Source organism: Micromonospora sp. NPDC048842, from assembly GCF_040649935.1.
Classification (GTDB): Bacteria; Actinomycetota; Actinomycetes; order Mycobacteriales; family Micromonosporaceae; genus Micromonospora; species Micromonospora hortensis.
On the sequence record NZ_JBEZGK010000028.1, the window covers coordinates 26,789 to 50,525 of the forward strand.

A 23,737-nucleotide genomic window follows, 5' to 3' on the forward strand; every position below is an offset into this window, starting at 1 on the left:
GATGCCACAGAGTCATCGTGATGCCTGTGTGGCATCAGGATGACTGCGGTCCTGCCCCGAATCCTGCGACACCCCCATCGCTGGGCCGCGCCCGAGTCGGCAACGAGGTGGACGAGCGGGGCATACCGGGCGCGATTGCGGGTATCGCGCGGCGGGAGGTGGCCCGAATGGTCGCTTTGGCACAGACTCCGCCCTCGGCCGACCGGCTGCGGGCGATAGACGATTTCCTCGCCCAGGCGTGGGCGGACCAGGTCCGCCACGATGATCGGTTGCGGGACCTGGCGGTCGAGGTGCGGTTCGACCGGGGGGTGGCCCATCTGAGCGGAGAGGTGGCCGAGCCCGGCCAGTTACGGCTGGCGCGGGACCTGGTGGGGCGGCTGGCGGGTGTCTACGGCGTCTGGTGCCGGGTCGGCATCGGCGGGCGGGCACCGGTGGTGGTGGACCTCGGTTGTGGGCCGACCAAGCAGTGGTCGAGCAACCTGGGGCTGGACATCTATCCGGCGCCCGGCGTGGATGCCGTGGCGGACCTGTCCGGCTCGCTACCGCTCGCCGACAACTCGGTGGACGTCCTCTTCGCGGTGCACATCCTGGAGCACCTGATCGACTTCCTGCCGCTGGTCGACGAGTGTCATCGGGTGCTCCGCCCCGGTGGGGTGCTGCACGTGATGAGCCCCTGGTGGGGGCATGTGAACGCGGTGGCCGACCCTACCCACGTCCGGCTGATGGACGTGCAGACGTTCAAGGGGATCTGCCAGCTCCGGCCACCGGGCACGCCGCGCTGGTACCCGTTGCACGCGGGCTGCGACGGCGCCTCGATCTTCGCCGACCTGACGCCCCTCCCCCCGGACGCCGACCCGGCACCGCCGTCCCACCTGGCCCGCTTCTTCGACTAGCGGGTCCCTGTGGACTCGCGCAGTTCCAGGCGGTAGGGGGCGCGGAGTTCTCGGGCGGGGACTGTGGGGTCACCGTCAAGGCGGTTGGCGAGGAGTTGGACGGCCAGGCGGGCGATCTGCTCCTTGTCCGGGGCGACGGTGCTCAGGGTCGGGGTGGCGAACCTGCCGTCCTCGATGTCGTCGAAGCCGACTACCGCCACGTCCTCGGGCACCCGCAGGCCGGCCTCGTGCAGCGCGCGCAGGGCACCGAGGGCCAGCGTGTCGTTGAAGCAGAAGACGGCGTCGGGGCGTACCCCGGAGGTGAGCAGGCCCCGCATCGCGGCCGCGCCGTCGGCGCGGTGCCAGGCCGGCGCGGACGCCACCAGGGCCTGGTCGTAATCGAGGCCGGCGGCGCGCAGCGCGTCGCGGTAGCCGGCCAGGCGCAGCCGGGCGCTGGCGCCCTCGTCGGTGCGCTGCGCGCCGACGGCAGCGATCCGGCGGCGACCCAACTGGATCAGGTGGCCGGTGATCTCCCGGGCCGCTGCCACGTTGTCGATCACCACCCGATCTGCCGGGCAGTGTTCGATCCGCTCGCCCAGCAGAACCATCGGGGTGCCATCCAGACCGGCCAGGTCCGCAGCGGTGAGCGCCGACGGACTGAGGATGAGCCCGTCGATCAGGTGGTCAGTGATACCGGAGGCGAGCACCCGTTCCTGGTCACGCCGGCCGCCGGTCTGGTCGATCAGCACCGTCCAGCCATGCTCGGCGGCTGCGGTGACCACGTGACGGGCCAGTTCGGCGAAGTACGGGATGTCCAGTTCCGGAACCGCCAGCGCGATCACGCCGGTGCGTCCCTTGCGGAGGTGACGGGCGGAGAGGTTGGGTCGGTAGTTGAGTTCGACTATCGCCTCCTCGACCCGGGCCCGGGTGTCCGGTCGCACGTGCACGTGGCCGTTCACGACGTTGGAGACGGTCTTGACGGAGACGCCGGCCCGTTCGGCCACGTCCTTGAGTCTGTGTCGCACGCCGCAACCTCCCCGAGGTGACGGGCGCACCATACCGTCAGCCACCCTCCTGCACGGCGGGCTCGTGCTGGGCCAGCCGGTTGCGGCGGTGGCCGTAGCCGAAGTAGATCACCGCGCCGAGCAGCATCCAGGCCAGGAACCGCAGCCAGGTCTCCACCGACAGGTTGAGCATCAGGTAGAAGCAGGCCAACGCCGAGACGATCGGCAGCACCGGTGAGAACGGCACCCGGAACGGCCGCTCCAGGTCGGGCCGCTTGCGGCGCAGGATCGGCACCGCCACCGACACGAGGACGAACGCGCAGAGCGCGCCGATGCTGACCAGATCGGCCAGCGCGGACAGCGGCAGGAAGCCGGCCAGCAGCGCGACCGCCACCGTCATGATCGCCGAGATCCGGTACGGGGTGCCCCAGCGCGGGTGCACCTTCGCGATCGAGGGCGGGATCAAACCGTCCCGGGCGATGGCGAAGCCGATCCGGCCCATCGCCACCAGGTCGACCAGGATGACGCTGGTCAGGCCCGCGACCGCGGCGATGGAGACCAGCACGGCGGCCCAGCCCGCGCCGACCGACTCGAAGGCCGACGCGATCGGGGCGCCCCGGTCGATCTCGGTGTACGGCACCATCCCGACCACCACCAGCGAGACGCCGATGTAGAGCACCGTGGAGATCAGCAAGGTGCCGAGCAGACCCAGGGTGAGGTCCCGCTTGGGCTTCCTCGTCTCCTCGCCCAGGTTGGCAACGGCCTCGAAGCCGGTGTACGCGAAGAAGACCACTGCGGCGGCGCTGAGCACCCCGACGAAGCCGAAGACCGACGGCTCCAGTCCGAAGAGCGCCTGCGTGACAGGCTGCTTGATGCCGTCGTCGCCGCTACCGGCGGGCTCGGCCGGCGGGATGAACGGGGTGAGGTTGGCGGCCTTGACGAAGAACAGCCCGGCCACCACCACGAAGACGCAGATGGCCACCTTGACCAGCACCAGCAGGTTGGTGATCCGGGCGGATTCCCGGATGCCGACGATCGCCACGATGCCGAGGATCAGCACGATGGCGATGGCGCCCACGTTGACGGTGCTGCCCTCCTCGCCGAACCACCGGGTCGGCAGGTCGAGCAGTTCGGCGAGGTAGCCGGACCAGCCTCGGGCCACCACCGCGGCGCCGAGCGCGAACTCCAGCAGCAGGTCCCAGCCGATGATCCAGGCGACGATCTCGCCCATCGTGGCGTACGCGTAGGTGTAGGCGCTGCCGGCGGTCGGCACGCTGGAGGCCAGCTCGGCGTAGCAGAGGGCGGCGAGCAGGGCGACCACCCCGGCGATGGCGAAGGAGATCACCACGCCCGGCCCGGCGCTGTCCCGAGCCTCGATCCCGGTGAGGGTGAAGATGCCGGTGCCGATCACGATGCCGATGCCGAAGCCGGTGAGGTCGACAGCGCCGAGCCGTCGCTTCAGCCCGAGCTGGCCGTCGCTGCCGTCCGCCTCACCTTGGGCTATCACGTCCTTGATTGGTTTTGTGCGCAGCACGGACACCCGGTCACCCCTCCCACCGTGCGACCACCTCCGTGGCGGCCGGTGATCGCCGTTGCTACCCACCGGCGCGATTGGTCAACCACGAACTCTTGCGGCGATGGCCAGATTGTGAAAATTTCCTACCAGCAACGCGGACATCGACGGCGAATCTTGCCGCACACCGCGCGAACCATCCGGGAGCCCCAACGAAGGGACACACCGCATGAAAGCCACCCGACTCGGAGTCGCCGGGCTGGTCGCAGCCCTGCTCGGCACGTTCGTCACCACCACCCCCGCGAGCGCCGTACCCAGCGCGGCCGACACCACCACCGCCACCTGCGCCACCGACCCGGCCACTCCGAAACGGCAGTTCCGGGCCATGTGGATCTCCTCGGTGGTCAACATCGACTGGCCCAGCAAGGCGTCCCAGACCAGCCCGGACCGGGTCGCGGCCCAGCAGGCCGAGTACCGCGAACTGCTCGACCTTGCCGGGCGACTGCACCACAACGCGGTCGTGGTGCAGGTCCGGCCCACCGCCGACGCGCTCTGGCCCTCGCCGTACGAGCCCTGGTCGGAATACCTGACCGGGGCACGCGGCCAGGACCCGGGCTGGGACCCGCTGGCCTTCCTGGTCGACGAGTCGCACAAGCGGAACCTGGAGTTCCACGCCTGGTTCAACCCGTACCGCGTCTCCATGCCGGCCCCCGGTGGCGCCGGCGCAGACCTGACCCAGCTCGCCCCCGGCCACCCGGCCCAGCAGCACCCCGACTGGACCTTCGCCTACCCACCGGCCGGCGTGGCTGGCAGTCGGCTCTACTACAACCCCGGAATCCCCGAGGTCCGCGAGTTCGTCCAGACCGCCATGATGGACGCCGTCAAGCGGTACGACATCGACGGCGTCCACTTCGACGACTACTTCTACCCCTACCCCAGCGGCACGTACCAGGTGCCTGACGACGCGACCTTCGCGGCCCACAACCGGGGCTTCACCGACCGGGCCGACTGGCGGCGGGACAACATCAACCTGCTGATCCAGGAGATGAACGGCAAGATCAAGGCGGCGAAGCCGTGGGTGAAGTTCGGCGTCAGCCCGTTCGGCATCTGGCGCAACAAGACCGCCGACCCGCTCGGTTCGGACACCACCGGCAGCCAGTCGTACGACATCATCTCCGCCGACACCCGCAAGTGGATCAAGCAGGAGTGGGTCGACTACGTGGTGCCGCAGCTCTACTGGTACATCGGCCAGTACCCGGCCGCCGACTACGCGCGCCTCGTGCCGTGGTGGGCCGAGACGGTGCGCGGCACCCGCGTGCAGCTCTACATCGGCCAGGCCGACTACAAGAGCGGTGACCCGGCGTACGGGCCGTACTGGCAGAACCCGCGTGAGCTGTCCGACCACCTGACGCTCAACCGGTCGTACCCGGAGGTGCAGGGCAACGTGCACTTCTCAGCGGTGCAGGTGCGGGCCAACCGGCTCGGCGCCACCGACATCTACGCGGGCGAGCACTACTCCCGGCCGGCGCTGGTGCCGACCATGCCCCACCTGCCGGCCCGGCCGCTGCTCTTCCCAGTGATCAGCAAGGCGACCCGGCAGGCAGACGGGGTCCGGCTGACCTGGCGGCAACCCGCCGACGGCGTCGGCCCGCTCGGCACTGCCACCTCGTACGCGATCTACCGGTTCGACGGCACCATGCTGCCCGGCCGGTGTGCCACTGCCGACGCCGCGCACCTGGTCGACACCGTCCGCGCCACGCCCGGCAACGCCCAGTCCTGGGTGGACACCTCGGCCGAGCCCGGTCGGCGCTACACCTACCAGCTGACAGCCGTGGACCGGTCGGCGAACGAGAGCCCCGCCAGCCCGCCGGCATTCGTCAGGCGCTGATCGCCCCTCTGAATGCCCCGGACGCCTCGCGCGTCCGGGGCATTCGTCTGTTTCAACGTATGTCACCAATAGTTGGCGATGTGCATACCGCCTAGTTGATCAGCTGATCGACACTCATCGACATCCGGTAACCCGCCGGTAACTTCCGTCCCACCCGCTCACCCCCGCGGAGGTAAACCGTGCCCCGACGTCTCGCCACCCTGCTCGCCTCGGGCGCGTTAGCGCTGCTCGCCACCCTCGCCATCGCCTCCCCCGCCGCCGCCGTCACCCCCGCCCAACGACTCTCCGTGCTGTCCAGTTGGACCCAGACCAGCGCGTCCAGCTACAACTCGTGGAACAGCGCCCGGGTCAATCGGGCACCCTGGGCCGAGTACAACTTCAACTGGTCCACCGACTACTGCTCGTCCAGCCCGGACAACCCGCTCGGCTTCACCTTCAACCTGGGCTGCTACCGGCACGACTTCGGCTACCGCAACTACAAGGCGGTCGGCCAGTTCTCCGCCAACAAGTCCCGCCTCGACAGCGCCTTCTACGAAGACCTGAAGCGCGTCTGCACCACGTACAACTCGGTCGTCCGGCCGGCCTGCTACAGCCTGGCCTGGACCTACTACCAGGCGGTCAGCATCTTCGGTTCGGTAGCGGCCGTCCAGCAGGCCGACATCGACCGCGCCGCCCGAATGAAGGCCCAAGCCGAAGCCAACGCCGCAACCCACTAACCCCACCCCACCCCCACCACCCGCGTTGATCAAGAGGTTTCGGTCACCGGAAGCGCGTTTCCTGACGCAAACCTCTTGATCAACAAGGGTGGGGGTGGGAGGGCAGGGTGGGGGGCGGAGATGGGGTTAGGCGCGTTCGGTTCTGGTGGCTGGGTGGCGGTCGGGGTCGGCGGGAAGGCGGGGGGTTGGTTGGGACAGGCCGGTGCTGAAGCGGGTCGAGTCCGCTGCCAGGTCCGGGTGTTCCACGTCGAGTGCCAGCGCCGCGGCCTCGTCCAGCCCCAACTCCGCACCCTCGCCGTACGCGTCGTCGAAGGCCGCGTCGCCCAGCACCGCGCGCAACTCCCCCTGCTGCTCGGCCCAGTAACCGCCGAAGATGCCGGGGGTGGCACGCATGCTCGCGCGGGTTGCCTGCGCTGCCCCGAACAGGCGGGCGGCGGTCAGCCGCTCCCCGCCGATCGCGCAGCGCACCGCTACCGCGTTCAAGGTGTCGCACGCCCGGCCGTGGTAGCCGTGGCCCATCCGGGAGCGCAGCGCCACCAACAGATGCTCATGTGCGGCGATCACGTCGCCGCGGGCCAGCGCGACCATGCCGAGCAGCATGTCCACCGAACGTCGGCCCCGCTCCACGGGCCGGGCCGCCTCCACCGGACGTACCGCGCCCAGCAGCTCCGCAGCCTCCTCCAGGGCGCCCCGCCGCCAGAGCAACTCGGCCAGGCTGAAGACCGCGAACAGCGCCTCGCCGACCACGTCCTGCCCGTGCGCCCAGTCGATGACCTCCCGACACACCCGCTCGGCCTCGACGAACTGCCCCATGTCGACAAGCGGCGCGGCCCTGCCGGCGAGCACCCGGGCCAGCAAGCCGGCGTCGCCGGCCTGCCGGGCCGCTGCCTCAGCCCGCTGGGAGTAGCGCAGCTCCTCGGCGAACTCGCCGTCGGCGCTGGCATGCAGCGAATGCATGTGGTACGCCGCCGCCAGCTCCGCCTCCGGGATCCGCTCCCCCGTCTCCGCGATCCGTCCGTACAGCCGGAACAGCCACAGCCGCCCCTCGCGGGCCAGGCCCCGCTCCAGCCACCACTGGTCCAGCCCACCCGCCAGACCGAGGCCGGCACGGGCGTTGCCTCCGGTGGCGCACCACCGCAGCGCGGCGCGCAGCTCACCGGCCAGTGGATCGAGGGCATACAGCGACAGCGTCACCGGCCTGCCGTCCTGGCCCAGGTGGGCCCGGTCCAACGCGTGCGCCGACCAGGCCACGTGCCGGTCCCGAGCGGCCTGCTCCTCGCCCGCCTCGGCCAAACGTCGCGCCGCGTACGCCCGGATGGGGTCGAGCATCCGGTAGGTGCTGCCGGCGGCACGCGGCTCGGCCAACACCATCGACTTGTCCACCAGGACCGAGAGCGGGTCCAGCGGATCGTCGCCCAGCAGCCATTCCACCGTCGCCAGATCCACCGGGCCGGCGAAGACCGCCAGCCACCGCAGCAGGCGGGCCGCCCGGGGCCCCAGCGTTCGGTAGGACCAGGTGACTGTGGCCTGCATGGTCAGATGCCGTTCGGTGGCCGAGCGCTGCACCGCCCGACTCGCCGGGGTGGGAGGTGACGCTCCGGCCGCCGCGGCGACCAGGTCCACGGTGTCCTGCTGGTTGCCGGACCAGCCGCGCTCCACCGGCGGCGGATCCGGGTCCTCCCGGCCGGCGTCCAGGGTGCCGAGGACGTCGTCCAGCCGCTCGGCGAGCTGACCGACGGAGAGCACCCGCAGCCGGGCGGCGGCCAACTCGATGGCGAGCGGCAGACCATCCAACCGCTGCACGACCCGACGCAGGTCGGCGGACTCGGCCGGGTCGGGCTGCCGACCACCGCGCGCCGCCGCCGTACGGTCCAGCAGCAGCGCCACCGCATCGCTCTCCGCACCGTCCGCGCGCGGGTCGACCGAGAGCGGCGGAATCCGCCACACCACCTCGCCGGGCAGGCTGAACGACTCACGACTGGTCGCCAGCACCCGTACGCCGCTCCCGCCGGACAGCAGCCGCGCTATCACCTCGGCGCAGGCGGCCGGTTGAGTGTCGCAGGTGTCCAGTACGACAAGCATCCGACGGCCGGCCGCGTACTCGACGAGGGTGTCCAGCATCGGTCGACCGGGCTCGGGACGCAGGCCGAGCACTGCGGCGATGGCGAACGCCACCAGCCCCGGGTCGGTCACCGAGGCGATGTCGACGAACCAGACCCCGTCCGGGTGCGCCTCGACAACTCCGCTGGCCAACTCCACGGCGAGCCGGGTCTTGCCCGCGCCGCCGGCGCCCAGCACTGTGACCAAGCGGTGCTGACGCACCAGCAGGCCCAGCTCGATGCGCTCGGCCTGCCGGCCGACGAACGAGGTCACCTGGGTGGGCAGGTTGTGCGCCACCGCGTCGGCGGTACGGGGCCGGGGGAACTGTCGCTCCAGACCCGGCGCGACCAGTTGGAACAGCCGTTCCCGGTCGTCGAAGCCGCGCAGGCGGTGCAGGCCCAGGTCGAGCAGGGTCGCCCCCGGCGGCATCGGCTCGGCCCGACGTGCTGTGGACGCCGTACAGAGCACCTGTCCGCCGTGCGCGGCGGCCGCCACCCGGGCGGCCCGGTGCACCTCGGGGCTGGCGTACTCGCCGTCGCGTGGCTCGGCATAGCCGGTGTGCAGACCCATCCGCACCCGGGGTGTGGCCTCTGGGGTGGGCCAGTCGTGGCTGGACAGCGCCCGCTGGGCGGTCAGGCACGCGGTCATCGCCGCTGTCGCTTCCTCGAAGGCCAGGAAGAACGAGTCGCCCTCGGTCAGCAGCTCCGCGCCGCCCGTGCTGGCCAGCGTACGGCGCAGCAGCCGTCGATGCTCGGCGAGCACCGGACGGTAGTCGGGGCCGAGCAGTTGAGCCAGTCGGGTCGAGCCCTCAATATCGGTGAATACGAAGGTCACCCAACCGCTCGGGAGCTGGATCCGTGGCGACATGCGAGGAACCTCCGCCCGTGACGTCGGGTTCATGCTGCCTGAGTCCGAACGATCACACATCGTGAGAACGGCCGGGCAAGTGCCGCCTCAACGTGCCACTCGGACCCGCTCCCGGCAAGGCCGGCCCACCAGGCGGCGGCGAATTGGCCCGATCAGCAGCCGCAGGCGCCGCCGCAGCAGCCACCAGCGGCGGGTGCCGGGGCGCCACCGGCACCACCGCTGCGGCCGGTGACAGCGACCGCGGAAAGAAGCTTGACCGTGTCGGCGTGTCCCTGGGGGCAGCTGGCCGGCTCACCGGCCGCCGCCATCGAACGGTTGACCTCGAAGGTGTCGCCGCAGGCGCGGCAGCGGAACTCGTACCGGGGCATGCCACCCAGGGTACGTGGATCTGACGGTTCGCGGAGCATGGGTGATACTCGACAGGTGGTGGACGGCGAGGACGACACGCGTGTGCAACCGTTACGACCGGCCGCGCCGCTGGACGGGCCGCTCGAAGGCTCAGGGGCCGCGCCCGACCCGGTGCGCAAGGTGCCCCGCCCCCGCCGCCCCTGGCTGAGCGGGCGTTCCGCGGCTGCGCCGAGCACGCCACCGGCCAGCACGCCAGCGGCCAGCACGCCGGCTCCGCCAGCGGCCAAGCCCGCCGCGCCCGACTCCGCCGGGTCCGAACCGGACGCGCGCACCACCGGCACGAAAATCCCAGCCGAACCCGTCCCGACCGCAAGCCCAGCAGCCGCCCTCCCGGCCGCGGCAGCCAAGGCCGAGACCGGTAAGGCCGAGACCGGTAAGGCCGAGGACCTCAAGGCCGACGCTGCGAAACCCGAGGACCAGAAAGCCGACACCCCCAAGGCCGAGGACGCGAAAGCCGACGCCGCGAAAGCCGGGGACCCCAAGGCGGACGGCGCGTCGAGCGCCGACACGCCCGCCGACGACGCGAAGACCGGTACCGCGGATCCGGCGAAGACCACTGTGGATGAGATCCCGGTCGTGTCGGCGTCCGACCCGGCCCGCCGACGGCGGGTGCAGTTCGCGCACGCGGTACGGCTGCCCCCGCGCCGGGCAGCGGCCGCCGCGGCTCGGGCGACCCGCGCCTGGGCGCGCCGGCCGAGTGGTCGGTTGACCCTGCCCGGCGTCTTCCTGCTGGCGCTGGTGGCCGCGACCGCCGCGGCGGGAGCGCTACTCGTACCGGCCGCGATCCGCTCACCGCGCCCAGTGGCTGTCGACGCCTCGGCCGCGCCGAGCGGTGTCGCAGCACCGGGGATGCCGTCCGGCCTGCCGACCAGCCCACTGCCCACCGGCCCGCTGCCGACCCTCCCGCTGCCCTCCGGCGGGTTGCCCGGCAACGGGCTGCCGACCGGGTCGGTGATCGGTGGCCGACCGTCGGACGCCCTGGCCGGTTGGGCGCAGCAGGTCGGCGCCAAGGTCGATGTCCCGGCGGTCGCCATGCAGGCGTACGGCTACGCCGAGCTGGTGCTCTCCCAGACCAACCGCAGCTGTGCGCTGAGCTGGACCACGCTGGCCGCGATCGGAAAGGTCGAATCGGATCACGGCTCGACCAACGGGGCGCGGTTGGGGCAGGACGGCAAAGCGGTGCCCAATATCTTCGGGCTGCCGCTGGACGGGAAGGAGGGCCGGATGCGGATCATCGACACCGACCGTGGGGCACTCGACGGAGACGCCACCCTCGACCGCGCCATCGGGCCGATGCAGTTCATCCCGACCACCTGGCAGGAGGTCGGCGCGGACGCGGACAACGACGGCCGCAAGGACCCGCACGACCTGGACGACGCGGCCCTGGCAGCGGGAAACTACCTCTGCAAGGGGGGTCGCAACCTGAGCATTGCGGGCGACTGGTGGAACGCGATCCTCTCCTACAACGACGTACGGCGGTACGCCCAGGACGTCTACGACACCGCGAACCGGTACGGACGGGCCAGTCGGTCGTGAAGTGATCGTCTCGATACGTTGGAGAACTGGACACTTCCCCCGGGCCTCTGTTAGCGGCAAGCTAGACGGGTGATGGTGCGCGAGTGGGACCCCAGGACCGCGTCGTCCGCCGAGATCGCGTCGCTGTTGGCCACGCTGAACGCGGTCCTGGCGGCCGATCTGCCGCAGGATCCGCCCTGGCGGGAGGCTTCGCTGCGGGAGTACCTCGCCGAGGTGATGCCCGGCGAGCGGCGGATCTCCTGGATCGCCCAGGCCGAGCCGACCGCCCCGGGCGACACGGGCGCGGTGCTCGGCCAGGTGCACGTACTCCTTCTGGGTGACATCGGCGTGCTCGAGGTGCTGGTGCACCCGTCCGCCCGGCGCACCGGCCTCGGCCGTGACCTGGTGCTGCGTGCCGCGCGTCGGGTCTACCAGGAGGGCTTCCGGTCGATCGGGGTCGAGGTCGTCGGCGACACGCCGGCTGTCGGGTTCTACGAGTCGCTCGGCTTCAACCGGGAGTACGTGGAGACGCGCAGCGTGCTCGACCTGACTGCGGTGGACTGGGCCGAGCTGGCCGAGATGGCCACCGGCATCGGGGCGGGCTACCAGCTGGAGTTCTTCCCGGGCGGGCCGCCGGACGACCTGATCGAGGCGTACGCGCGGGCGAAGGCCGAGGTGCGCGACGTCGACGACGGCGAGCTGCGACCCAGCTCCTACGACCCGGAGCGGCTGCGGGACAGCCTCGACACGCTGCACCGGCGGGGCATGAAGCCCTACATCGTGCTCGCCCGCCACGAGCAGAGCGGCGAGGTGGCCGGTCTGACCGAGGTGGTGGTGCCGGCGCAGCACCCGACCCGCGCCGACCAGTACGACACGATCGTCGCGCAGGATCACCGGGGCTACGGCATCGATCGGGCGATCAAGGCCCGGATGCTGCTGGAGTTACGCTCCGCCGAGCCGGAGCTGATCGAGGTGCAGACCTGGAACGCGCAGGCCAACGAGGCGATGTTGAAGGTCAACGCGGAGCTGGGCTACCGCCCCGACCGGGACTGGTGCGAATACAGCGTCGACGTCGCTGAGCTGGTGCACCGCCTCGATCCGCCGCGCTGAGGAATTCACGAAACTGTCCATTAGGGGATGGACGGTGGACAGTCGCGCACCTTAACGTGCGTTGACCCCATCCACCCATCGTGGAGGCCCTATGCGCCCGCGCCGCTCAATCGCCGCGCTCGCGACCGCCACCGCCGCCGTGACAGTCACGGCGCTCGGCGTCGCACCCACCGCGGCCAGCGCCGCGCCCACCGACCTGTTCATCTCGGAGTACGTCGAGGGAACGTCGAACAACAAGGCGATCGAGCTGTTCAACGGCACGGGCGCCGCCGTCGACCTGGCGGCCGGTGGCTACCAGTTGCAGCTCTACTTCAACGGCGCCACCACGGCCACCACCATCGCCCTGGCCGGCAGCGTGGCGGCCGGCGACGCGTTCGTGTTCGCCAGCGCCTCGGCCGGGGCCGCCATCCTCGCCCAGGCCGACCAGACCACCGGGGCGAGCCTCTTCAACGGTGACGACGCGATAGTGCTGCGTCGGGGCACCACTGTGCTCGACTCGATCGGCCAGGTGGGCGTCGACCCGGGCACCGAGTGGGGGTCCGGCGTCACCAGCACGGCGGACAACACGGTGCGCCGCCTGGCGAGCGTGGCCGCCGGTGACACCGACCCGTCGGACGCGTTCGACCCCGCCGCGCAGTGGGCCGGTTTCCCCGTCGACACGTTCGACGGGCTGGGCGCGCACACCGTGGACGGCGGTGGCCCGGTCGACGCACCGGCCACGCTGACCTGTGGCGGGCCGCTGGTCACCTCCGCCGGAACGGGCACGAGCCGCGAGGTGACCGCCGCCGATCCCGACGACACGATCGTCGACCTGGCGGTGACCGCGATCAGCCCGAGCCCGACGTCCGGCTCGATCACGCGTACCGCGTTCACCCCCGCCGACGGGGTGGGCGGCACCGCCCGCGCCACTGTCGGCGTGAGCTCCGACCTCGCCGCCGGGGCGTACACGGTCACCCTCACCACCACCGACGCGGGCGGTGGCACCGCGAGCTGCGCGCTGGCCGTGCAGGTGACCCGTGAGCTGACCGTCGGCGAGGTGCAGGGTCCGACCACCGACGCCGAGTCCGGTCCGGGCGACAGGTCACCGCTCGCACCGGCGAGCGGCAACGGCACGAGCAGCACCCTGTACGACGTGCGCGGCGTGATCACCCAGTTGACCCTGGCCCGCACCTCGGCCGGGGCGGAGCAGCACGGCTTCTTCCTGCAGAGCCGCGTTGGTGACACCGACGGCGACCCGACCAGCTCCGACGGCATCTTCGTGTTCATGGGCACGTTCACCTCGCTGATCGGCGGTTACGTGCCGACTGTCGGCGACGAGGTGGTGCTGCGGGCCCGGGTGTCGGAGTACTACAACTTCACCCAGCTCTCCGGCGCGTCGCTGGTCCGCCGGATCGGCGGTGGGCTGGTAGTGGACACCGCGGTCGCGGTGGCCGACGCGGTGCCACCGGCCGTGCTGACCGACGCGCAGCGCTTCTGGGAGCGGCACGAGGGCTCCCGGATGCGGGTACGCGCGGGCAGCGGCGCGGTGAGCGGCCGGGACGTCTTCTCCTCCACCGCCGACGCGGAGCTGTGGGTGGTCGACGGCGACGACCCGCTGCTGGACCGCGCCGACGCGTACTCCCGGCGGGTCTTCCGTGATTCGCACCCGCTGGACAACGACCCGACCCGCCGCTTCGACGACGGCAACGGTCAGCGGACGCTGCTCGGCAGCATGGGCGTGAAGGCCACCGCCGGGGACAGCGCCGCGCTGCTCCCGCCGGCGCACACCTTCGACACGCTGCGGGCGGACGCGGTGGGCGGGGTCTACTACTCGTTCGAGAAGTACGGCGTCCAGGTCGAGCGGGCGGAGTTCGCCGCCGGGGCCGACCCGTCGAAGAACAACCCGCCCAAGCCTGCCGACCGGTCGCAGGAGGTGGCAGTGGCCACCTACAACGTGGAGAACCTGTACGACTACCGCGACGACCCGTTCGACGGCTGCGACTTCGCCGGTAACGCCGGCTGCGTGGGGGTCACCCCGCCGTTCGACTACGTCCCGGGCAGTGAGGCGGAGTACCGCGAGCAACTGGCCGCGCTCGCCGACCAGATCGTCAAGGACCTGCACGCACCGGACCTGATCCTTGTGCAGGAGGCCGAGGACCAGGACATCTGCACGATCTCCGGGGCGGCGCTGAGCTGCGGCGACACGAACAACGCCGATGGCGCTCCGGACAGCATCCAGGAGTTGGCGCTCACTGTCGCGGCGGCCGGTGGGCCCGCGTACGCCGCCGCCTACGACCGGACCGGCGCGGACGCCCGCGGTATCACCGCGGCCTTCCTGTACCGCACGGACCGGGTGTCGCTGGCGGCCGCGACGGCTGCGGACCCGCTGTTGGGGTCGGCACCGACAGTCCAGTACCGGGCTGCGGGGCTGCCGGCGAACGCCGACGTGCAGAACCCGAAGGCCCTCAACGCTGTGTTGCCGGCGGATGTGGACACCTCGACCGGTCGGGACGGCAGCAACGTCTTCACCCGTGCCCCGCAGTTGGGCAAGTTCAGCGTGGCCGCCGCGCCCGGCTCGACCGAGCGGTTCACCCTGTACGCCCTCAGCAACCACTACTCCTCGGGCCCGGACAGCCGGGTCGGGCAGCGGCGGGAGCAGGCGCGTTACGGCGCGGCGATCGTCACAGCGATCGAGGCGGCCGACCAGACAGCCCGAGTGGTCTACGGCGGGGACCTGAACGTCTTCCCCCGCCCGGACGATCCGATCGCCACCGGTGACCAGCCCACGCCGTCGGACCAACTCGCCCCGCTCTACGAGGCGGGCCTGCACAACCTGTGGGACAACCTCGTCGCTGACGTGCCGGCCTCGGCCTACTCGTACAGCTTCGAGGGGCAGGCGCAGACTCTCGACCACCTGTTCGTCAACGACGCGTTTTACGGCGACCTGGTGCAGGTGCGGGCGGCGCACATCAACGCCGACTGGCCGGCGGAGTTCGCCGGTGACGGGTCGCGGGGTTCCAGTGACCACGACCCGCAGGTGGCGCGGTTCCGGTCCCGGGCGTCGTTGACAGTCGCCGACACGGCGGTGGCCGAGGGCAACCAGGGCACCCGGCAGCTGACCTTCACCGCCACCGTGTCTCGGCCGCTGTCCCAGTCGGTGCTGCTCTGCGCCGCCACCGTCGGCCTCACGGCGCAGGCGGGGTCGGACTTCGACCCGTACGCCGGCTGCAAGGTCTTGGCCGCCGGGCAGACGTCGGTGACGTTCCCGGTGTCGGTGCGCGGTGACCGCAAGCGGGAGGCGGACGAGAAGTTGACGCTGCTGGTGGCCGGTGTGCCCGGCCTGCGGCTGGCCGATCCACTGGCGACCGGAACGATCACCAACGACGACTGAGATTCGTCTCAACCACGCTCGACCCAGGATGTAGTGGCCTTCGTGGACCAGGGGGCCACTACATCCTTGTTTCAGCATGATCTTGCAGAGGACGTAACACGCTGCCGCCGCCGAGCCAATGAAGGGGTGTAAGGACGGCCAACGAGAGGACGGCCTGTGACTATCCCGAGCCCAGGCGGGGACGGCCTAGCAGCCATCGGCGCGGACCCCGAAGCGTTCGAGCGGTTCTACCGGCGGCACGTCGAGACGATCAGCCGGTTCGTCGCCCGTCGCGTTGACGACCCCCACACTGCCGCCGACCTCACGGCCGAGGTGTTCCTCGCGGTGATCGACAGCGCGACGAGTTACCGGCCGGAACGGGGCAGCGAGTTGGGCTGGCTCTTCGGGGTGGCTCGCAACGTCATAGCTGCCGAACATCGGCGGGCGACCCGACTCCTGCGGGCCAGCGGTCGCATAGCGGGACGACGGCTGCTCGACGCCGACGACATCGCCCGGATCGAGGAACGCATCGACGCCGAGGCGCTGGCCCGCCGCACCTACCAGGCGCTGCGCGGCCTACCGGAGCGCACTCGCGCCCTGCTGGAACTCGTCGCCGTCGACGGCCTCTCCGTGGCGGACGCCGCCGACGCGCTCGGCATCTCCCCGGTCGCCGCCCGGGTCCGTGTGCACAGGGCCCGCCGGGCGGTACGCCTCGCGCTCGCACAGTCCGAATCCGCACTCGTCTGATCGGAGGGATGATCACCATGACCCACACCCCACTGGGCAACTTCGAGGAACGACTCCTCGGCGAGTTGCGGGACCACGTCACGAACCAGACCTCCGCCCCGGCGCCGACCGCGCCTCCCGGTCGTGCAGCCCGCGGGGGCCCGCGGTGGCGTCCGCCGGGCTGGCGCCTGGCCGGGGTCGGTGGGCTGGTCGCCCTGCTGACCATCGGCGGATTGGTGGTGCAGACGGTGGACGACGCTCCACCCACGGCGAGCGCGGCCGAGATCCTGACCGAGGCCGCGGATTCGGCCCGGCAGCAGCCAGATCTGGTGGCGCGTCCCGGCCAGTTCCTCTTCATCGAACTGCGACTCACCTGGCGGGATCGGCCGGATGCCGGCCCGTACACCGAGGAGCGGCTCCAGCGCTGGGTGCCGATCGGCGACGACCCCACCTGGCAGCAGCGGCGGAGGCTGGAGAGCCGCCCCGACGAGTGGCGGACAGACAACGTCTCGCACCTGGCGCCGCCGCCCGGCTACTTCCAGGGACTGCCCACCGAGCCGGAGAAGATGGCGCAGTACCTGCGGGATCACCCGATCCCACTGGATCTGCCCGCCGGCGCGGACCTGGAGGCCATCCGGAACGACCCTACGACGATCTTCGGCGACGGAATGTGGATGCTCGAGGGGTACGTGCCGCCACAGTCGCTCGGCGCGCTGTTCCAGGCCATGGCCCAGGTGCCCGGGGCCACAGTGTTGCCCGACGAAATTCGGGACGCGGCCGGCCGGCGGGGGGTGGCACTGCGGACGCCGGGCGTGTTCGGTGCCCACATCGACCTGATCTTCGACCGGGAGACCCACACCTACCTCGGCACCCGCCGTCTTATCGTGCGGAATGGCAAGGAGTCGCCCTACACGAGCACCGCCGTCACCCAGGTGGCGATCGTCGACCGCCCGGGGCAGCTGCCCTGATCACGGGCTCAGTAGTAATCGTGGACCGGTGGTGGGGGTGGCGCGCTGCGATGCTGCGCCACCCGTACCTCCCACTGGCTGCGTCGGCGTCGCGCCTCGCGATCTGCCGAACTGCGGTGGTAGGTCTCCGGAGGGCGGGCCAGCCCGTAGATGTCCCCCCACCACTCCCCCAGCTCCGGGTCGAGGATCGTGTCGAGGTGGGACGGATAACGGCGACTCGCCCCGTCCTGGACGTCGTCGCGGTCGGCCATCGGCAGGACGACCCGGCCCTCCTGGTCCACCACGACCAGGAAGAGCCCGGCCGCGCCGAGAAGGCGCTCCAGCACGGCCAGGCTCGGCACAAGGTTCCCCGCTTCGACCCGACCTATCGTCGAGGGCGCGACCTTGGCGAAGCGGGCCATCTGCTGCTGGCTCAGCCGGACGATGCGACGTGCCCGGCGAACCAGACCCGCGATGGGAAATCGTCCGACGAGGGGACCAGGAGGTTGGGGAGAACCAAGCGTCGACGCCATCCGACCACCATCCCGGGCGCGCCGGCCATGCTCAATCCCTGTGGACAAACCTGTGGACAGCCGTCGTCGAGTGGCGGCGGCGCCGGGGAGCGGTCGCCTGGTCCGAGCCCTTTGCTCTGCTTCAATCGACGCAACGGTTAGGCCCGCAAAGTGTTGCGCTGGTTGAAGCAGAGCAAAGGACGCCCAGAGGCACAACGATCCCCGCGGTGAAGTGCCCGAAAGCGCAGTCGCGTCGGTTCCGACCGGGAGGCCCTGAGCGGGCGGGTCGCTCAGTAGCGCTGGCGGAGCAGGCCGGCGGCCTCGACGGCCCAGTAGGTGAGGATGACCTGCGCGCCGGCCCGCTTGATCGAGGTGAGCGTCTCGAGCATCACCCGCTCGCGGTCGATCCAGCCGTTCGCGGCGGCCGCCTCGACCATCGCGTACTCACCGGAGACCTGGTAGGCGGCGACCGGGACGTCCACAGCGGCCCGCACCGCCGACACCACGTCGAGGTAGGGCAGCGCCGGCTTGACCATCACCAGGTCGGCGCCCTCGGCGACGTCCAGTGCTACCTCACGCAGCGACTCACGCAGATTGGCCGGGTCCTGCTGGTAGGTGCGCCGGTCGCCCTCCAGCGCCGACTCCACAGCTTCCCGGAACGGGCCGTAGAAGGCGGAGGCGTACTTCACGGCGTACGCCAGCACGGAGACGTCCTGGTAGCCGGCGGCGTCGAGCGCCCGGCGTACCACGCCGACCTGGCCGTCCATCATCCCGGACGGCCCGACCATGCCGACCCCGGCGGCGGCCTGGGCCACCGCCATCTCGGCGTACGCGGCCAGGGTCGAGTCGTTGTCGACCTCACCGTCGGGGGTGAGCAGCCCACAGTGCCCGTGCGAGGTGAACTCGTCGAGGCACAGGTCGCTCATCACCACAGTGGCGTCGCCCACCTCGGCCACCACGTCGCGGATGGCGACGTTGAGGATGCCGTTCGGGTCGATGCCGCCGGAGCCGGTCGGGTCCCGCTGCTCCGGCACGCCGAAGAGCATGATCCCGCCGACACCGGCCTGGACCGCCTCGACCGCGGCCTTTCGCAGCGAGTCCCGGGAGTGCTGGAGCACCCCCGGGAGCGACCCGATGGCTCGGGGCTCGGTCAGCCCCTCCTTGACGAACATCGGCAGGACCAGCTCGGCCGGGTCGACCCGGGTCTCCGACACCAGCCGGCGGACCGCCGGGTTGCGGCGCAGCCGGCGGGGCCGGATCTCGGGGTACGACATGGCAGGCCCTCCTCGAACGACTACCGGAAGCGCAGAGCGGTCGGGCCCTGCACCTTCGAACCACGGCGCTGCTTGGCCGGCATGGCGGCCAGCTTCTCCCGCAGCTCGACGGCGTAGGCGGCGAGCGCCTCCACCAGGTCGGGCACCGAGGCGTGCGGCGGCTGGACGTCGACGCGCAGGCCGAACTCCGTCGCGGTCTCCGCCGTCTTGGGCCCAATGACGGCAACAACGGTCCGGGCGTGCGGCTTCCCGGCGATGCCGACCAGGTTGCGGACTGTGGAGGACGAGGTGAAGAGCACCGCGTCGAACCCGCCCGACTTGATCGCGTCGCGGATCTCGGCGGGCGGCGGCGCCGCCCGCACCGTCCGGTACGCGGTCACGTCGTCGACCTCCCAGCCGCGCTCGGTGAGCCCGGCGGCGAGCGTCTCGGTGGCGATGTCGGCGCGCGGCAGCAGCACCCGGCCCACCGGGTCGAGGATCTCGTCGTGCGGCGAGAACTCGGCCAGCAGGCCCTCCGAGGACTGCTCCCCGGCGGGGATCAGCTCCGGCTGGATGCCGAACGCGCGGACCGCGTCAGCGGTGGCCTCGCCGATGCAGGCGATCTTGACGCCGCCGAAGTGCCGGGCGTCGAGACCGTGCTCGGCGAACTTCTCCCAGACCGCGCGGACCGCGTTCACCGACGTGAAGATCACCCAGGCGTACCGGCCGTCGACCAGGCCCTTGACCGCCCGCTCCATCTGCGCCGGGGTGCGAGGCGGCTCGACAGCGATGGTCGGCACCTCGCACGGGATCGCCCCGTACGCGCGCAGTCGGGCGCTCATCGCGCCGGCCTGCTCCTTGGTCCGAGGTACGAGCACCTTCCAGCCGTACAGCGGGCGGTTCTCCCACCAGCTCAGCTTGTCGCGCTGCCCCACGCCGACACCGACGGTGAGCACCACCCGGCCGGTGAAGCCGAGCGCGGCGGCCACGAAGCTGTCCACCGTCGACGTGGTCGTGTACTGGGTCTCGCCGGTGCCGTCGCCGGTCACCCCGACGCCGGTGGTGCCGTCGACCCCGGCGGCGAGCAGCCCGTCCCGGACGGCGGCGAGGTCACCGGCGTCCACGGCGAGCGCTAGCGAACCCCGGCCGACGGCCGTGGCCAGCGCCTCGAAGTCCAGCGCGCTGACGTCCTCGACGTCGGCTGCCGTACGCACACCCGGCAGCGGGACCCCGGCGTAGGTGGCCACACCCTCGGCCTGGCCGACGCCGGGCACCACCTCGAAGTGGGCGGCGGTGCGGGCCACCGCCTGCACCTCCTTGACCACCGAGTCGTGTCCGAACGGGTCGCCAGCGACCAGGTGCACCGCGTTCAGCCCTGAGCGGGCCGCGGAGATCAGCACCTTCGCCACGTCCCCCGGCGCGCCCTCGGCCGGAGTGAACTCGGCATCGTCCCTGGCCTCGGCGCGAACGACGGTGAGCAACGACTCCGGGACTCCCCGGTCGTAGATCACCTGGTCAGCGTCGACCAGGGCGTCGTGGGCCCGACGGGTCAGCAGGCCCGGGTCACCGGGGCCAGCCCCGACGAACGCGATACGGCCGACGGGCTTACGGGTGCGGGTCATTCTGTGCTCCCAAATTGCTGGGTCCCCGGGCCGGTGTGTCCTTCGTGGCCGAGGATCGAGTCGGCGCCGAGCTCGAGGAGTTCGGCGGCGAGTGCCTTACCGATCTCCGCCGCGTCGGCGGGCGTTCCGGTGCGGGACAGCCGGAGGTCACGAGTGCCGTCCGGGCTGATCACCGCCCCGCGCAGGTAGATCTCATCGCCGGTCTCGCCTTCGGCGAGTTCGGCATAGGCGGCGACGGGTGCGCTGCACCCGGCCTCCAGGGTTGCCAGAAACGCACGTTCCGCGGTGACCGCGGCACGTGACGGTGCGTGGTCGAGCACGGCGAGCAGCTCGACCAGGTCCTGGTCGTCGACCCGGCACTCCACTGCCAACGCGCCCTGAGCGGGAGCGGGCAGCATGAGCATCGGGTCCAGCGATTCGGTGATCACATCGAGCCGGCCGAGTCGGGCCAGACCGGCCCGGGCCAGGACGACGGCGTCGAGGTCGGCCTCGGGGCCGAGCACCCGGCCCAGGCGGGTGTCGACGTTGCCGCGGATCGGGGTGACCTCCAGTTGCAGGCCGAGGGCGTGCAACTGGGCGATCCGACGCAGCGCGCCGGTGCCCACTGTGGCCCCGGGCGGCAACTCGGCGAGCGTCCGGCCGTCGCGGGCCACCAACGCGTCGCGCGGGTCCTGCCGGGCCGGCACCGCCGCGATGTGCAGCCCACCGGCGGCGGCCGTGGGCAGATCCTTGTACGAGTGCACCGCGAAGTCGATCGTTCCGGCGGTGAGCGCGTCACGCAGGGCGGAGACGAACACCCCGACGCCCAGCCGGTGCACCGGCGCGTTGGAGCGGTCGCCCGCGGTGACGACCTCGACCAGCTCGACGGGGCGGCCGGTGGCGGCGGTCACCGCCTCGGCGACCTGGCCGGACTGGGCCATCGCCAGGGCGCTACCCCGGGTGCCGAGGCGCAGGGGGGCGGTCATCGCGCACCTCCGGTGGGTGGGGTGGGCTCGGCGGCGTCGGCTCCGGACACCGGGTCGGTGCCGGGGAGCGCCATGCCGAAGTCGGGGGTCAGCACGTCCGGGACGGTGTCCACCGGCGAGGTCTGCGGCACCTCGAGGTCGAACAGCTCGCGCAGCAGTGCCGCGTACTGGTCGCCGCCGGGCTCCGCTGCCAACTGGCGGACCTTGACGGTGGGCTGGTGCAGCAGCCGCTGCACGACCCGGTGCACAGTGCGGGCCACCTCGGCCCGCAGGTCGTCGCCGAGGTCGGGGCGACGCTGGGCCAGTCGGCGCAGCTCGGCGGTGACGACGTCGTCGGCCCTGCCACGCAGCGCTGCCACTGTGGGTGCCACGTCGGCGCCGCGCAGCCAGGTGAGGAAGCCCTCCACCTCGCCGAGCACGATGCGTTCGACGGCGGCGGCGTCGGCAGCCGCCGGACCGTCGGCGAGCAGCGCCGCCATCCGGTCGATGTCGATCACCTCGACGCCGGGCAGCTCGGCGACGCCCTCCTCGACGTCGCGCGGAACGGCCAGGTCGAGCAGGACCAGTGGGCCCCGGGCCGGGTCGCGCTCGGCCAGCGCCGTGGTGACCACCGACCGGGTCAGGACCGGTTCGGTGGACGCGGTGGCGGCCACTACGATGTCCACTGTGGAAAGGGTGTCGGCCAGCTCGGTCATCGGCGCGGCACTCGCCCCGTACGACTCGGCGAGCCGGACAGCCCGGTCGGCGCCCCGGTTGCTGACGGTGAGCGGCCCGGCGCCCAGCCGGGACAGCGTGGCCACTCCGAGCGAACCCATCGCACCGGCGCCGACCACCAGGGCCGGATGGCCGACGAGGTCGCCGTCGAGGTGCCCGGCGGCCAGCTCCAGGGCGGCGGTGACGACGCTCTGGCCGGCCCGGTCGATGCCGGTCTCGGCGTGGGCCCGCTTGCCGACCCGCAACGCCTGCTGCATCAGCTCGTGCAGCAGCCGGCCGGCCGAGTCGGCGCCGGTGGCCCAGTGGTACGCGTCACGCAACTGGCCGAGGATCTGTGCCTCGCCCACCACCATCGAGTCCAGACCGGTGGCGACCCGGAAGACGTGGTCGACGGCCGCGGTGTCGTAGTGCACGTACAGGTGGCTGGCGAGCGCGGTCGGGGAGCTGCCGGCCTGCTCGGCCAGCACGGCGCAGACGTCGCCGAGCCCACCGTGGAAACCGGACACGGCGGCGTAGACCTCCACCCGGTTGCAGGTGGAGACGATCACCGCCTCAGCCACGTACGGCTGGGCGACCAGGCGATCCAGTGTGCGGGTCAGGTCGGCGGGGGGCACTGCCAGCTGCTCCAGCGTGGCGACCGGGGCGGTCCGGTAGGACGCGCCGACGACGAGCAGTTTCACGTGCCTATCGCCTCCTGGGTGTCGGTGGCCGCGAACCCGCCCGGCAGGGCGGTGAGAGCGGTCCCGCCGGTGGCGGGCAGCGCGGTCAGCGACGCCTTGCGGTGCTCGTGGAAGGACAGAATCTGCAGCTCGATGGCGAGGTCGACCTTGCGCACGTCGACCCCCTCCGGAACCGAGAGTACGCACGGCGCGAAGTTGAGGATGCTCGTCACGCCGACGGCGACCAGTTGGTCGGCGACCTGCTGGGCGGCGGCGGCCGGGGTGGCGATCACGCCGATCGCGAGGGATTCCTCAGCGGCGACAGTCGGCAGGTCGTCAACATGCCGGACAACCAGGCCGTTGATCTCCTCACCGACCCGGGAGGGATCGGCGTCGAGCAGTGCGGCGATCCGGAAGCCCCGGCTGGCGAAGCCGTCGTAGCCAGCCAGAGCGTGACCGAGATTACCTACGCCGACCAGGGCGACCGCCCGGCGTTGGGTGAGCCCGAGCACATACTCGATCTGCTCGATCAGCAGCGCGACGTCGTAACCGACGCCCCGGGTGCCGTACGAGCCGAGGTGGGAGAGGTCCTTGCGGAGCTTGGCGGAGTTGACCCCGGCGGCGGCGGAGAGACCCTCGCTGGAGACCGTCTCGTGCCCGGCGTCGGCGAGGTTGTGCAGCGCGCGCAGGTACTCCGGGAGCCGAGCGACGGTCGCTTCGGGCAGATCCGGGAGCGCCGGTACGGCACCGGCGCGGCCGGGCGCGCCTGGGTGACGGTGCTGACTCATGAGACTCCGTGCGGTGCGATCCTCGGCCAACTCCGCTGGTCGGCCGTTTGTGGACTCCCGCTGGCGACCGAGGATGCCGGCTGTGCTAGCAGGGCGCGTCGGAGTCACAGCGTAGGCGCTTGTGAAGACGTGCACAAATCGCGATCTTGTCGCTGCGTGGCGCGACCTCACCAGCCCCTCCATTCCACAAGATCGATTGAACGCCCAGG

General features: G+C 71.6%; 18 protein-coding genes. 8 read left to right on the plus strand and 10 right to left on the minus strand.

The genetic code is table 11. From position 1 onward, the window contains the following. The first annotated feature begins 167 nt into the window (after positions 1–167). The gene (locus AB0C19_RS28465; RefSeq protein ID WP_357190234.1) at positions 168–893 is read left to right on the plus strand and encodes a methyltransferase domain-containing protein; all 726 of its coding nucleotides are present in this window, start codon (positions 168–170) and stop codon (positions 891–893) included. Here AB0C19_RS28465 and AB0C19_RS28470 read toward each other — a convergent pair. Both AB0C19_RS28470 and AB0C19_RS28475 read right to left on the minus strand, forming a co-directional pair. Then, on the minus strand, positions 890–1,897 hold the full coding sequence (locus tag AB0C19_RS28470; RefSeq protein WP_357190236.1) for a LacI family DNA-binding transcriptional regulator: 1,008 nt from the start codon (positions 1,895–1,897) through the stop codon (positions 890–892). The two genes, AB0C19_RS28465 and AB0C19_RS28470, sit on opposite strands and share 4 nt — an antisense overlap. Before the next feature lie 37 nt (positions 1,898–1,934). Continuing rightward, positions 1,935–3,416, minus strand: coding sequence for an amino acid permease (locus AB0C19_RS28475; protein WP_357190238.1), 1,482 nt, complete (start codon positions 3,414–3,416; stop codon positions 1,935–1,937). A gap of 202 nt (positions 3,417–3,618) precedes the next feature. On the opposite strand from AB0C19_RS28475, the gene AB0C19_RS28480 reads away from it, so the two are divergent. Both AB0C19_RS28480 and AB0C19_RS28485 read left to right on the plus strand, forming a co-directional pair. Continuing rightward, entirely contained in the window at positions 3,619–5,277 is a 1,659-nt protein-coding gene (locus AB0C19_RS28480; RefSeq protein WP_357190240.1) for a family 10 glycosylhydrolase, read from the plus strand. Positions 5,278–5,456: 179 nt separating this feature from the next. Continuing rightward, on the plus strand, positions 5,457–5,993 hold the full coding sequence (locus AB0C19_RS28485) for a phospholipase (protein ID WP_357190242.1): 537 nt from the start codon (positions 5,457–5,459) through the stop codon (positions 5,991–5,993). Positions 5,994–6,119: 126 nt separating this feature from the next. On the opposite strand, the gene AB0C19_RS28490 is transcribed toward AB0C19_RS28485, so the two are convergent. Both AB0C19_RS28490 and AB0C19_RS28495 read right to left on the minus strand, forming a co-directional pair. Continuing rightward, positions 6,120–8,960: an NB-ARC domain-containing protein gene (locus tag AB0C19_RS28490; RefSeq protein ID WP_357190244.1), complete on the minus strand. Its 2,841-nt coding sequence runs from the start codon at positions 8,958–8,960 to the stop codon at positions 6,120–6,122. A gap of 152 nt (positions 8,961–9,112) precedes the next feature. Then, a complete protein-coding gene (locus tag AB0C19_RS28495; protein ID WP_238666924.1) occupies positions 9,113–9,328 on the minus strand; it encodes a zinc ribbon domain-containing protein in 216 nt (71 codons plus the stop codon). 37 nt (positions 9,329–9,365) lie between these two features. On the opposite strand from AB0C19_RS28495, the gene AB0C19_RS28500 reads away from it, so the two are divergent. The 5 genes from AB0C19_RS28500 to AB0C19_RS28520 all read left to right on the plus strand — a co-directional run bounded on the left by AB0C19_RS28500 (position 9,366) and on the right by AB0C19_RS28520 (position 17,036). Beyond that, complete coding sequence (locus AB0C19_RS28500) at positions 9,366–10,904, plus strand: lytic transglycosylase domain-containing protein (RefSeq protein ID WP_357190246.1); 1,539 nt, start codon at positions 9,366–9,368, stop codon at positions 10,902–10,904. 72 nt (positions 10,905–10,976) lie between these two features. Then, a complete protein-coding gene (locus AB0C19_RS28505; RefSeq protein WP_357190297.1) occupies positions 10,977–11,993 on the plus strand; it encodes a GNAT family N-acetyltransferase in 1,017 nt (338 codons plus the stop codon). A gap of 91 nt (positions 11,994–12,084) precedes the next feature. Beyond that, a complete protein-coding gene (locus tag AB0C19_RS28510; RefSeq protein ID WP_357190248.1) occupies positions 12,085–15,363 on the plus strand; it encodes a lamin tail domain-containing protein in 3,279 nt (1,092 codons plus the stop codon). Positions 15,364–15,519: 156 nt separating this feature from the next. Then, the gene (locus tag AB0C19_RS28515) at positions 15,520–16,089 is read left to right on the plus strand and encodes a sigma-70 family RNA polymerase sigma factor (protein WP_220090045.1); all 570 of its coding nucleotides are present in this window, start codon (positions 15,520–15,522) and stop codon (positions 16,087–16,089) included. A 17-nt stretch (positions 16,090–16,106) separates the two neighbouring features. After that, complete coding sequence (locus AB0C19_RS28520; protein WP_357190251.1) at positions 16,107–17,036, plus strand: CU044_5270 family protein; 930 nt, start codon at positions 16,107–16,109, stop codon at positions 17,034–17,036. Positions 17,037–17,044: 8 nt separating this feature from the next. Here the strand turns inward: AB0C19_RS28520 and AB0C19_RS28525 are convergent, their stop codons facing one another. The 6 genes from AB0C19_RS28525 to AB0C19_RS28550 all read right to left on the minus strand — a co-directional run bounded on the left by AB0C19_RS28525 (position 17,045) and on the right by AB0C19_RS28550 (position 23,528). Further along, positions 17,045–17,548 (minus strand): helix-turn-helix transcriptional regulator, encoded by a 504-nt coding sequence (locus tag AB0C19_RS28525; RefSeq protein WP_357190253.1) that lies wholly within the window; start codon positions 17,546–17,548, stop codon positions 17,045–17,047. Between the two features lie 269 nt (positions 17,549–17,817). Next, complete coding sequence (gene hemB / locus AB0C19_RS28530) at positions 17,818–18,801, minus strand: porphobilinogen synthase (protein WP_357190255.1); 984 nt, start codon at positions 18,799–18,801, stop codon at positions 17,818–17,820. A 20-nt stretch (positions 18,802–18,821) separates the two neighbouring features. Then, positions 18,822–20,402 (minus strand): uroporphyrinogen-III synthase, encoded by a 1,581-nt coding sequence (locus AB0C19_RS28535; RefSeq protein WP_112584249.1) that lies wholly within the window; start codon positions 20,400–20,402, stop codon positions 18,822–18,824. After that, positions 20,399–21,367, minus strand: coding sequence for a hydroxymethylbilane synthase (hemC, locus tag AB0C19_RS28540; RefSeq protein WP_091402711.1), 969 nt, complete (start codon positions 21,365–21,367; stop codon positions 20,399–20,401). Before hemC ends, AB0C19_RS28535 begins: the two co-directional genes overlap by 4 nt. Then, positions 21,364–22,761: a glutamyl-tRNA reductase gene (locus AB0C19_RS28545; RefSeq protein ID WP_238682184.1), complete on the minus strand. Its 1,398-nt coding sequence runs from the start codon at positions 22,759–22,761 to the stop codon at positions 21,364–21,366. The genes hemC and AB0C19_RS28545 overlap by 4 nt, the downstream gene beginning before the upstream one ends. Continuing rightward, entirely contained in the window at positions 22,758–23,528 is a 771-nt protein-coding gene (locus AB0C19_RS28550; RefSeq protein ID WP_091402715.1) for a redox-sensing transcriptional repressor Rex, read from the minus strand. Before AB0C19_RS28550 ends, AB0C19_RS28545 begins: the two co-directional genes overlap by 4 nt. Positions 23,529–23,737 lie beyond the last annotated feature (209 nt).